Raw genomic sequence first — 11683 nt, forward strand, 5'->3', positions numbered from 1 at the left:
GCTGAGTAAAAGGTAAAGGGAGTCGGCGAGGTCTCTGGATAAGTGCTGACACCGTGTCACCTTGATGCGAATCGTCCAAGCCAGCGAGCGAATAAATTGAGAGACAAAATTAGTGCTACAAGGACAAAAGATGCTGCCCAAGCTAATTCATTTTGAACCTCAAGGGGCATGATGGAAAAATTATAAATTAAGACTGATAATGTGGCAATCGACGAGAACAACCCATCCACTGATAAGAGGTTGGCCCAGTATGAAGAAAATAATGCAGTGAAGATTAGTGGGGCCGTTTCACCTGCTGCCCGTGCAACCGCTAGTACGACGCCTGTAGCAATGGGCGTGAAGGCCGTGGGCACCGTGATGCGCGTAATCGTGATGAATCGAGAGGCGCCGACGCCTAACGCTCCACGACGAAGGTCATCTGGTACCAATTTTAATCCCTCATCAGTTGTCTTAATGATGGTTGGAATCATTAAGATTGAAAGTGCTAGGCCACCAGCAACAGCACTGTAGGAATTTCCAAATAACAATTTAGTTGTTACTAATGTTCCATAGATAAATACACCAGCGATGATTGATGGTACTCCGGCAAGTACATTGGTGCCGAAACGAATGAATTGCGCAAACCAGTCTGATCTTGAATATTCTGCTAAATAAATTCCTCCACCTACCCCCACCGGAATTGCAAATAAAGCTGCAATTAAGGTAACTACCAATGTGCCGATAATTGCATTCCCGATTCCGCCTCCCTCTAGTCCTGGTGGTGGAGGTAATTGCGTAAAGAGGTCGATGCTGATTTTTGAAGCACCCTTAATCAATACGTAGCCCAATACAAGAATTAAGGGCAGAACAGCAATGGCTGAAAAAAGTCCAGCTAGCCCTGTCATCAATCGGTTGCCCAGATTACGTGTGATATTTGGTTTGTAGCTGAGCTCAGATTTTCTAGTGATTAAGCCAGAGTTATTCTTTTTCATATTAATACTTAAGGCTAAGCCTTTTAACAAGAAGCTGCGCGAAGATATTGACTGCAAGCGTCATAATAATGAGCACGAAAGCGGCATACATTAGTGAGGAAACCTGCGATCCATCAGCTTCGCCAAATTGGTTCGCCAGCATTGCGGAAATCGTATTGCCAGGTGCCAACAAGGAAAAGCTGAAGTTGTTTGAGTTTCCAATAATCATCGTTACTGCCATGGTCTCTCCCATTGCCCTTCCAAGGGCAAGCATCACCCCACCAACAATTCCAGAGATTGCTGCAGGTAAGGTCACGTTGATGATGGCGCCCCAACGTGTCGTGCCAATTCCATATGCAGCCTGAGTTAATTGTTGAGGAACTTGCTGGAGTGAATCACGTGTAATTGCTGTAATGATCGGTAGGATCATCACCACCAAGATTAAAACTGCTGGTAATGTGCCCGGTCCCATCGGTGAAGAGCTAAAGAGAGGAAACCATCCGAAATAGTTGTAAAGAAGTTCCAGCCCTGGCCGAATGAAAGGCTCCATCACAAAGATGGCCCATAAGCCGAGAACAACCGATGGAATTGCTGCCAATAACTCCACCATCAAGCCGATAAAGTTTCTTAGTTTTTCTGGAATAATGTTTTCTGTGATGAATATTGCCGTTCCAATACCCAATGGAACAGCGATGAAAAGTGACAAAATGGAGGTCACCAAGGTGCCGTAAATCGCGGCTCCAGCTCCGTATTCATCATCGACGGGGTTCCAATTGGATGTAATCAAGAATTCCCATCCGTACCGAAGCATGGACGGCAGCCCCCCCTGAAAAACCACGATCAGAATCGCGACCAAGATCAGGGCCACGACCGACGCCAGACTGAGCGCCAGGGTCTTAAAACCTGAGTCCACCAGCTTTTCGGACTGCGGTCGCTTGCGGAGTCGGTACCGATTGTCCATGGGGCTGGACATTCTCCGGGAGATCACACCGCTACAAAGTATGGGGGACATCGGTCCTGGATTCCTTGTGATGCCGAACACCCATCCATGCCCATGGGTTAGGGGCTTATTCGGAACCGGCCGTTAGCCTGGGGTCCCACTGATTGCGGGTATGGGTCGGATCGTCGGAATCGATCTAGGGACCACCAATTCGGTAGTCGCCGTTTTGGAGGCCGGGCGCCCCCATGTCATTGCCAATGCTGAAGGTGGGCGGACTACGCCATCCGTTGTCGGTTACAGCAAGGATCAAGAACTTTTAGTCGGTCAACTTGCCAGACGACAACTGGTGTTGAGCCCACGCAATACATTTTCCAATCTCAAGCGTTTTGTCGGCCGCGATTGGGACGAGTTGGACGACAGCAGTCTTTCTGTTCCCTACACCGTTCGGGCAAATGACCGTGGTCAGGTGCGCGTGCCCTGCCCTGTGACCGAGAGGGAATATGCACCGGAGGAGTTGGTCGCAAGCATCATTCGAAAGTTGGTCGACGATGCGTCGACTTACTTAGGTGAAACCGTTGAAGCCGCAGTGGTGACGGTTCCGGCCTATTTCAACGATGCGCAACGGCAGGCAACCCGTGATGCTGGTCGATTGGCTGGTATCTCCGTTGAGCGAATTCTGAATGAACCCACAGCCGCAGCCTTGGCTTACGGCTTTGATCGCAGTGCCGTCCGCCGGGTGCTCGTTTTCGATCTTGGTGGTGGCACCTTCGATGTGTCGTTGCTTCGGATTGCCAATGGTGTTTTTGATGTCAAATCAACAAATGGAGATACCCAGCTCGGTGGCAACGATTTCGACCAGCGCATCGTTGATTGGCTGGCAGATGCCTTTTTAAAAGAACACTCCATTGATCTGCGTCGCGACCGGCAGGCTTTGCAACGGCTCACCGAGGCTGCAGAAAAGGCAAAGCAAGAGCTTTCTGGCGTTTTAACGACTCCCATCTCTTTGCCGTTTATCGCGACGGGGACTGAGGGGCCACTTCATATCGAAACCAACCTGGACCGTCCAACATTTGAAGGCCTTTGTCCGGACCTCCTCGACCGGTTGCTGAATCCGGTTCAGGCTGCTTTGCGCGATTCCGGTTGGGCACCGGATGACATTGACGATGTGGTGCTTGTGGGGGGTGGTACCCGGATGCCGATGGTTCAACAACTGGTTCGGACCCTTGTTCCGATTGACCCTTGCCAGTCGGTCAACCCCGATGAAGTGGTGGCCATTGGTGCCGCGGTCCAGGCCGGGATCCTCACGGGGGAACTGCGAGATCTGCTGCTGAACGATGTGACACCGCTCTCCCTTGGTCTGGAAACGGTGGGCGGTTTGATGAAGGTTTTGATTCCACGCAATACCCCCATCCCCGTGCGCCAATCTGATGTATTCAGTACTTCGGAAGCGAATCAATCGTCCGTTGAAATTCATATCTGGCAAGGTGAGCGCCAGATGGCATCTGACAACAAGTCGTTAGGACGCTTCCGCCTCTCCGGAATTCCTCCAGCACCGCGTGGCGTTCCCCAGGTGCAAGTTGCTTTTGATATCGATGCCAATGGTTTGCTCCAGGTCAGTGCGACTGACCGGACTACGGGCCGCAAACAATCCGTGTCGATCCAAGGTGGATCGAATCTCAACGAAGAGGAGGTAACGGCTCTCCTGGCTGAGGCTGAGGCCAGAGCTGATGAAGATCGCCGCAAACGCAATCAAATCGAGCGGCGCAATCGAGCCCAAACCCTCCTCTCCCAGGCTGAGCGCCGATTGCGTGATGCGGCGCTGGAACTTGGCCCCTATGGAGCAGAACGTCAACAACGTTCGGTGGAAATGGCCATCCGTGATGTGCAGGACTGTTTGGCTGCGGACGACCTTCAAGAGATTGACCTCAGCGTGAGTGGATTGGAGGAGGCAATGTTTGGTTTGAATCGACGCCTCTCGGCAGAACGTCAATCCGATGGAAGTCCGCTTCAGGGCATCCGCAGCACCCTCGGTTCGCTGAAGGATGAGTTGTTTTCAGATGATTGGGATGACGACCCTTGGGGTGCTCCTAGTCGCCCGCCCGATCGCAGCCGTGGTTTGAACCGGCGTGATGCATCCGCTTGGGACGATGACATCTACCGCTAATCCTGATTATTGGTCCCTGCTTGGGATCCGTCCCGATAGTGATGCTGCGCAGCTCAAACGAGCCTTCCGTCGGGAAGCCCGTCGTTGGCATCCGGATCTCAATGGAAATGATCCCGTTGCCGAAGAGCGATTCAAGCTCGTGAATGAGGCATATGCGGTTCTCAATGACCCACGACGACGGGATGCATGGCAGCGGGGTACGGGTGTTGTAGAGGCCGATGATGACCCGTTCACAACAGGTTTTCCTGATTTTGAGGATTACCTCGATGTGATTTTTGGAAGGCGAGAACGTCGTGAAGACGCTGCTCCTGAACCTGCATCTGAACCAGAGGTCATGCCTTGGCAGACAGGTGACAGCCACGTGTCCTCAGAGCGGCCCGTGGCAGCACCCGCACCACCACCGCCTGTTCTGGCCGTTGAAGATCTTGAATCTGTTGTGGAGCTCACCCCAGACCAGGCTCTACTGGGTACCCAGGTGGAACTCACCCTTGGCGATGGAACGCTGATTCAGCTCGATACACCACCCTTTGCCGGAGATGGTTGGCGTTTGCGTCTTGAAGGTGTGGCTCCAGGGGGGCGTGATCATTTTTTACAGCTTCGCGTCATCACTGAAGACGGTCTGCGTGTTGATGGTTTGCGGGTGCACTACAAATTGGAACTCTTTCCCCCAGATGCGGCCCTGGGCTGTGCCGTTGATGTGCCCACCCTGGATGGGCCTGTCACCTTGCAGGTTCCCCCAGGCTCGTCGAGTGGTCGTCTGTTACGTCTGCGGGGTCGGGGACTCTCAATGGAAGATCAACTAGGGGATCAACTGGTTGAAGTGGTGGTGGTGATCCCTTCCGACTTAGGTGAAGACGAACGTGCTTTGTATCGACGTTTGCAGGAGCTAGCGCTCGAATCTGAGATCCAGTGAGGTAATTCGCACCTCTGAGGATGCATGCATTCGTGGGTCGGTGAGAGACTCCGATCCAGATCGGCTTGTTGGTTCAGGGATGCGCGTTCACGTGCTTTTGTTTGACGCTGGCACGGACAGCGAAGGGATTCATTCGCTTGAGATCGCTGGACGCACCGTGGTGTTGTTGTTTGAAAACCCAGAGGATGCCGAGCGATATGCAGGCTTGCTTGAGGCCCAGGATTTTCCTGTCCCAACCGTTGAGGGCTTGGATCGTGAGGACGTTGAATTGTTCTGTCGCGATGCTGGGTACGAGGCACGCCTGATCGAAGCGGGTTTTGTGCCTGGCACCGATGAAGAGCGTTTGTTCATGGCTCCCCCTGAATCCAACCGTGATGTCAGCCAATGGAAGGAAGATCAACTTGCGGCGGAAGAGACACCCCCCAATTCCGATGCATCTCTCGACGCGGAATCAAACCCTGAACTCGATGCGTTGAGACAACGTCTCGAAGGACTTCTTTAAAGCGATGGCTGGCTTTGATCCGACGCTTCAGCCCTCCGATGACCGCGGTCATCTCCTAACGGAGCAATCCAATCCCCGTAGTCGCCGATTGGATCAATTGGCGACGAATGATCTTGTGAATTTGTTTGTTGAGGAAGATCGACGTCCTCAAGAAGCGGTAGCGGAGGCATCTGAGGCAATAGCCGCCGCTGTGGATGCCATCTCAAAGCGCCTTTCCAGCGGTGGTCGGTTGTTTTATCTGGGGGCCGGGACCTCTGGCCGCCTTGGAGTTTTGGATGCCGCTGAGTGCCCGCCGACGTTTTGTAGTGATCCCGAACTTGTTCAAGGGGTGTTGGCTGGAGGAACCCCAGCCCTATTGCGTAGTTCAGAAGGTCTTGAGGATCTGGAACAGGCCGGTCGTGATGATCTGGATCGGCATGGATTCCGGCAGGGGGATTGTTTGGTGGGCATCGCGGCTGGAGGAACGACCCCCTATGTGCGTGGTGGTTTGTCCTACGCCTGCTCAATCGGAGCGCTTGCGATTGCGATGGCCTGTGTCCCCAAGGATCAAGCCCCTTTGCCCTGCGATATCGATATCCGTCTGTTGACCGGACCAGAGTTATTAACGGGATCGACGCGACTCAAAGCCGGCACTGCCACAAAAATGGCTCTCAATATTTTGTCCACCACCGTGATGGTCCGTCTCGGAAAGGTCTACGGCAATCGCATGGTGGATGTGGCAGCCAGCAATAGCAAATTGGTAGACCGTTCTCTCCGCATCCTCCGAGATCTCATTGGCGTCGAACGGGAGGAGGGTTTGGCCCTGTTGGCGTTGTCGGATGGTTCCGTCAAGCTGGCTCTTCTGATGAAGGCCGCGAACCTCTCAAAAGACCAGGCTCGAAGTGTTTTAGAGCGGCACGATCAACAGCTGCGCCCGTCGCTGGAGACCTGCGGCGCAACGTTGGCTCAACTTTGAGACCATGCTCCCCAGTAGGGCGCTGTAAAAAGATCAAGCTTTCGACGGGTCTCTTGGGGCACAACCTCTTTTGAAGTCACCAGTGCATTCGCTAGAGCCGTATGGGCGGGTGATGCTGGTCGCTCAGCGCTGATCCGTTGCATCAGCGTTCGAAGGATCGGTTCGGTGGCCATGGCATTGGCCCTCAGATTCCCCATCACCATCTCCACGGTGACGGCGTCATGGTCCTGATGCCAGCAATCAAAATCGGTCACCATGCTCAGGGAGGCATAGGCCAATTCGGCTTCTCGAGCTAACCGCGCTTCGGTGTGATTAGTCATGCCAATCACGGAACACCCCCAACTCCGGTAGAGCTCGCTCTCCGCACGGGTGGAAAAGGCTGGGCCCTCCATGCATAGATATGTGCCACCTCGATGTAAGGCCTGCCCTATGGGCAAGGACGCCTCGGCGGCTTCCGACACGAGCTTGCTGAGACGGGAACAAAAGGGATAGGCCAGGCTCACATGGGCCACACATCCTTCCCCGAAAAACGTCGGTGGACGTTGCTGAGTGCGGTCGATGAATTGATCGGGAACCACCATGTCCCTTGGTCGTATTGAGGCTTGTAGGGACCCAACAGCAGAGACGGATATCAACCAACGCACACCTAGTGAACGCATCGCCCAAAGATTTGCCCTGTAGGGCACTTCGCGGGGCAAAAATTGATGATGGCGTCCATGGCGCGCCAGAAAAACGGTGTCAACGCCCTCTAGTCGTCCAACGCGGAGTCGATCGGATGGAAGGCCAAAAGGCGTCTCAACGGCAAGCTCTTGTTCATCTTCGAGACCGGCGATCGCATACAGACCACTACCGCCAATGACTCCCACACGTGCGTTGGACAGATCTGGATTTTGGTGTTCCATTGCAATCCTTTCGCCGCCGACATCTTGCCTTGTTTCTAAACTGTCGGTTTGCTCGCGCCACCATGACCAAGGCCCTGATGGACACCGAAGCAGGCCAGATTGAGCTCGAGCTTTTCGAAGCTGATGCGCCAAAAACAGTCGCTAACTTCGTCAAATTGGCAAAAGACGGTTTCTACGACGGCCTCGCTTTTCACCGTGTGATTCCTGGATTCATGGCACAAGGTGGGTGCCCTAACAGTCGTGAAGGGTCGAAGGGAATGGCGGGCACCGGCGGCCCTGGCTATCAGATCGACTGTGAGATCAACTCGAAAAAGCACCAGGCTGGAACCCTTGCGATGGCCCACGCCGGTCGCAACACTGGAGGCTCACAGTTCTACATCTGCTACGAGGGACAGCCACACCTCGATGGTGTTCATACCGTTTTTGGTCTCACCGGAAATATGGACGTCGTTCTCAAGCTGAACAACGGCGCACGCATTAACAAAGTCACGATCCAAGACAGCTGATCGCCTGCCTGGCGTCATTGTTGTCCTTGACGCCAAAACAACAACACCGGGCTGGTCTGGATCAGGCCAGCCCTCTGATCCGACTCCAATTCTGAGAGGTCTCGATCGAGGCGTTCCAATGTTTGGGGTGGGTGAAGTGCCATCCGCTCGCTGGGAACGCGCATGAGGCCCAAGGCCTTCGTGCTCGATACCTTCGCCAACGCTTGGATTAACTGGTATGGATCCTGATCACCAGGCTTGATTTTCCAAACGAATTGCGGTCTGTCCCAAAGGGCGAGCAGCCTTGGTTCATGGAGCGCATCCATTTGAAATCCATGTTCGTGCGCCACTGACTCGACCTGTCGACGCACCTGTGGCCAGGTGTCAGGTTGCCCGTGAACCGCCATGGCCAACACGGTGCAAGGCGTATCTGCCTCAAGTAAGTGGCCAAGTTTGTCTCGCTTGGCAGCGAGATAATCGGCATTGTGGTCTCCTGCATCCATCACAAGGGGGACGCGTTCTTCCACCTGCAGTCCGTATCCACCCAATCCAGCAATTTTGCGTGGATTGTTGGTGAGTAGGCGCAACCTGTGGATTCCAAGGTCGGACAAAATTTGTGCTCCAACCCCGTAATTGCGCAGGTCGGCGGGAAAACCCAATCGCTCATTCGCTTCAACGGTGTCCAGTCCACCGTCCTGAAGGCTGTAGGCCCTCAGTTTGTTGATCAAGCCGATGCCGCGTCCCTCCTGTCGCAGATAAACCACGACGCCTTCTCCCTCGGCTTCGATCTGGCGAAGCGCCGCCTCGAGTTGGGGACGACAGTCGCAGCGCAGTGATCCGAAAGCATCACCGGTGAGGCATTCCGAGTGCATTCGCACCAGAACCGGTTCTTTCAAAGACGCTGGATCTCCTTTCACCAGGGCAACGTGTTCCGAACCATCGAGATCATTTTTGTAGCCGATCGCTTGAAATGCGCCGAACTGACTGGGGAGTTCGGCGTGCGCTAGCCGCTTGACGAAACGCTCGTTTTCAAGTCTGTAGCGAATCAGATCGGCAATGCTGATGAGTTTTAAGCCCCATTGGTCGGCATAGGCCCTGAGCTCTGGCAGCCGTGCCATGGAGCCGTCGGTGTTCTGAATTTCACAAATGACACCAGCTGGGCTCAGGCCAGCCAACAGGGATAAATCAACAGCCGACTCCGTATGACCTGCACGCTTTAGGACGCCCCCGGAGCGTGCACGGAGGGGGAAGATATGGCCTGGACGGCGGAGATCTGCAGGGCGTGTTGACGGGTTGAGAGCAACTTGAATGGTGCGAGCCCGATCGTCCGCTGAAATTCCAGTGGTGACGCCATGTTCAATACCAGCGTCGATGCTGACGGTGAAGGCTGTTTGATTGGCATCCGTATTGCGATCCACCATGAGTGGAAGGTCCAGTTCATCGAGCCGGTCTCCCTCCATAGCGAGACAGATCAATCCTCTGGCTTCCGTTGCCATGAAGTTGATCGCTTCTGGGGTGGCGAACTGGGCAGCACAAATTAGATCTCCTTCATTTTCACGTTGCTCGTCGTCCACGACGACCACGCAGGCTCCATTGCGAATGGCCACGAGTGCGTCCGCAATGCTGTCGAATTGAATCGGGTCGTCGGAAGAAGCGGGGGAGCTGGGGTTCAGGAGCCTGGAAAATCGGAACTGGCCCCCATTATTGATCTCTGTACGATCGATCGTTCAGTGAGCTCCCCGATGCCAAGCAGCACTCCGTCAACGATGGCTGAAATGGCGGCAACGTCTGGGGGGCGTGTCGCCGTCATTGGAGCCTCTGGATATGGCGGTCTTCAGACCATCCGCTTATTGCAGGGACACCCGTCTCTTTCCGTGACGTATCTGGGAGGTGAACGCAGTGCAGGGCGTCGTTGGAGTTCCATCTGCTCCTTTTTGCCACTGCCAGACGATCCCTACGTTGAATCCGTCGATCCAGTCCGAATCGCTGAGGTGGCGGACTACGCCGTTCTGAGCCTTCCCAATGGTCTTGCTTGTCAGTTAGCGCCGCAATTACTCGATCGCGGCGTTCGCGTTGTCGACCTGTCTGCAGACTTCCGATATCGCTCCTTAGATCAGTGGCTCGAGGTGTACGCCCAGGAAGCCAGCAACCTCAATCGGACCGATGCTGAACTTTGTCGTGAAGCGGTTTATGGGCTTCCGGAATGGAACGGACCAGCCATCGCTGAAGCCAAGCTTGTGGCGGCACCTGGCTGTTTCCCAACGGCAAGTTTGTTGCCGCTTCTTCCATTCCTCAAGCAGGGGTTAATCGATACCGACCGAATCATCATTGATGCCAAAACCGGGACCTCCGGTGGTGGGAGGGTTCCCAAAGAAGCCATGTTGCTGGCGGAAGCTTCCGAGTCGATTGCTCCCTACGGGGTGATTGGTCATCGCCACACGTCCGAGATTGAGCAAATGGCTCAAGACGTCGCCGGCCAAACCATCCAGCTTCAATTCACACCCCATCTGGTTCCGATGGTCCGTGGTCTTCTTTCAACGGTGTATGCCCGCTTAAGGGATCCAGGGCTAACAGCGGAAGATTGCACAACGGTGATCAACGCGGTGTACCGGCACCATCCCTGTGTCACCGTCCTTCCAGTTGGCACCTATCCCGCTACAAAATGGGTGCGGCATACGAATCGAGCGCTTCTTTCCGTTCAAGTTGACAATCGGACAGGGCAATTGGTGTTGATGAGTGCGATCGATAATTTGATCAAAGGGCAGGCGGGCCAAGGGGTGCAGTGTCTCAATCTGATGGCGGGCTTGGCGCCGGATACCGGTCTGCCTTTGCAACCTTTTTATCCTTGACGCCAGCGGTGAGCGTTTTGCTGCAAGGTTGCTGGCAGCAAAATGTGTTCTTGTTTCTGCACGCGTTCTGCGAGCGAAGCGTGGTTATCGCTGGAGAGCACTGGAACCGCTGCTTGAGAAAGGATCGGTCCAGCATCAAGGTCGGCGGTAACGATATGCACGGTGCAGCCACTAATAGATACCCCCGCGTGAAGGGCTTGTCCCACAGCATCAAGTCCACGGAAACTTGGTAGGAGTGACGGATGGATGTTCACCAGTTGTTCCGGAAAGGCATTCACCAAAACATCGGTCACGATCCGCATCCACCCGGCCATCACCACAACGTCCACTCGATGGGATTGAAAGAGGCCAACCAACTGTCGATCGAGGGCTTCTCGATTCGGGAAGTCACGATGATCCACCACTTCGACATGGATTCCGAAGCGATCAGCCCGCTGATGGGCGCCACAGTTTTTGTTGTTAACCACCAAAAGTGGAATGTCTGCCCCAAGTCGACCGGACTGAACGGCCTGGACGATGGCCTCGAAATTGCTGCCATTGCCGGAGGCCATCACTCCGATCCTTAGCGGGGGGATCAAGGAGGGCACTCCATCTGAATACGGATGTAAAAGGGCCTGGTCAGCCGGATTTTGCTGGCTAGGGTCAGTCAAAGCAGGTGATTGGTCAATGTCCCATCTCTCCATCCTGCCCACCGTTTACACGCGGCTCGATTATTTGGCTCGTGCCTTGGCCCAAGAGGGCTTCAAGGTTCAGTTCGGTGGGTGCCTTGATGATGTCGGTTCAGCCCCAGTGCCCGCAGACCTTGTGGCCTATTGCGGTGACTGCCGTCCCCTGGGTTGGTCACGTCAGGCCGATGGAAGTATTTGTCTTTGTGGCGACCTTCAACGCATCAGTTCGCACACTGGACTGGAAGCACGACTTCAGCGGGTGGCGCGTCGCTATGCCCTGCTGTTTGCCATCGATCAGATCACGATCGAGAGTGATCGCTTAACAACATCCGCTATTTCTCTCCTGCAGGACTGA

12 protein-coding genes are annotated in these 11683 nt (G+C 54.5%); 7 read left to right on the plus strand and 5 right to left on the minus strand.

The genetic code is table 11. From position 1 onward, the window contains the following. Positions 1-56: 56 nt before the first annotated feature. Together pstA and pstC are read right to left on the minus strand one after the other, a co-directional pair. A complete protein-coding gene (gene pstA, locus SYNCC9902_RS05465) occupies positions 57-971 on the minus strand; it encodes a phosphate ABC transporter permease PstA (protein WP_011359884.1) in 915 nt (304 codons plus the stop codon). A 1-nt stretch (position 972) separates the two neighbouring features. Next, positions 973-1923 (minus strand): phosphate ABC transporter permease subunit PstC, encoded by a 951-nt coding sequence (gene pstC, locus SYNCC9902_RS05470; RefSeq protein ID WP_041424974.1) that lies wholly within the window; start codon positions 1921-1923, stop codon positions 973-975. Between the two features lie 139 nt (positions 1924-2062). Here pstC and dnaK point away from each other — a divergent pair, with 139 nt between their 5' ends. The 4 genes from dnaK (at position 2063) to murQ (ending at position 6424) form a co-directional block, all read left to right on the plus strand. After that, positions 2063-4054 (plus strand): molecular chaperone DnaK, encoded by a 1992-nt coding sequence (dnaK, locus tag SYNCC9902_RS05475; RefSeq protein ID WP_011359886.1) that lies wholly within the window; start codon positions 2063-2065, stop codon positions 4052-4054. Next, positions 4038-4967, plus strand: a complete 930-nt coding sequence (locus tag SYNCC9902_RS05480; protein ID WP_011359887.1) for a DnaJ C-terminal domain-containing protein — start codon at positions 4038-4040, stop codon at positions 4965-4967. The genes dnaK and SYNCC9902_RS05480 overlap by 17 nt, the downstream gene beginning before the upstream one ends. Before the next feature lie 79 nt (positions 4968-5046). Further along, on the plus strand, positions 5047-5469 hold the full coding sequence (locus SYNCC9902_RS05485; RefSeq protein ID WP_011359888.1) for a DUF3110 domain-containing protein: 423 nt from the start codon (positions 5047-5049) through the stop codon (positions 5467-5469). A gap of 4 nt (positions 5470-5473) precedes the next feature. Next, positions 5474-6424, plus strand: a complete 951-nt coding sequence (murQ, locus tag SYNCC9902_RS05490) for an N-acetylmuramic acid 6-phosphate etherase (RefSeq protein ID WP_011359889.1) — start codon at positions 5474-5476, stop codon at positions 6422-6424. On the opposite strand, the gene mtnP is transcribed toward murQ, so the two are convergent. Next, on the minus strand, positions 6415-7326 hold the full coding sequence (gene mtnP, locus SYNCC9902_RS05495; protein WP_011359890.1) for an S-methyl-5'-thioadenosine phosphorylase: 912 nt from the start codon (positions 7324-7326) through the stop codon (positions 6415-6417). The two genes, murQ and mtnP, sit on opposite strands and share 10 nt — an antisense overlap. Positions 7327-7388: 62 nt before the next feature. Between mtnP and SYNCC9902_RS05500 the strand changes: the two genes are divergently transcribed. Then, on the plus strand, positions 7389-7832 hold the full coding sequence (locus tag SYNCC9902_RS05500) for a peptidylprolyl isomerase (RefSeq protein WP_011359891.1): 444 nt from the start codon (positions 7389-7391) through the stop codon (positions 7830-7832). Positions 7833-7846: 14 nt separating this feature from the next. Here SYNCC9902_RS05500 and ribBA read toward each other — a convergent pair whose 3' ends face one another. Further along, the gene (ribBA, locus tag SYNCC9902_RS05505) at positions 7847-9448 is read right to left on the minus strand and encodes a bifunctional 3,4-dihydroxy-2-butanone-4-phosphate synthase/GTP cyclohydrolase II (RefSeq protein ID WP_198001772.1); all 1602 of its coding nucleotides are present in this window, start codon (positions 9446-9448) and stop codon (positions 7847-7849) included. 138 nt (positions 9449-9586) lie between these two features. On the opposite strand from ribBA, the gene argC reads away from it, so the two are divergent. Further along, complete coding sequence (gene argC, locus SYNCC9902_RS05510) at positions 9587-10660, plus strand: N-acetyl-gamma-glutamyl-phosphate reductase (protein WP_011359893.1); 1074 nt, start codon at positions 9587-9589, stop codon at positions 10658-10660. Here the strand turns inward: argC and purN are convergent. After that, positions 10651-11211 carry a phosphoribosylglycinamide formyltransferase gene (gene purN, locus SYNCC9902_RS05515; RefSeq protein WP_041424976.1) on the minus strand — a complete coding sequence of 187 codons (561 nt, stop codon included), beginning with the start codon at positions 11209-11211 and terminating at the stop codon, positions 10651-10653. The two genes, argC and purN, sit on opposite strands and share 10 nt — an antisense overlap. A 115-nt stretch (positions 11212-11326) precedes the next feature. Here purN and SYNCC9902_RS05520 point away from each other — a divergent pair, with 115 nt between their 5' ends. After that, positions 11327-11683 (plus strand): hypothetical protein, encoded by a 357-nt coding sequence (locus tag SYNCC9902_RS05520; protein WP_011359895.1) that lies wholly within the window; start codon positions 11327-11329, stop codon positions 11681-11683.

This window comes from Synechococcus sp. CC9902 (assembly GCF_000012505.1).
Classification (GTDB): domain Bacteria; phylum Cyanobacteriota; class Cyanobacteriia; order PCC-6307; family Cyanobiaceae; genus Parasynechococcus.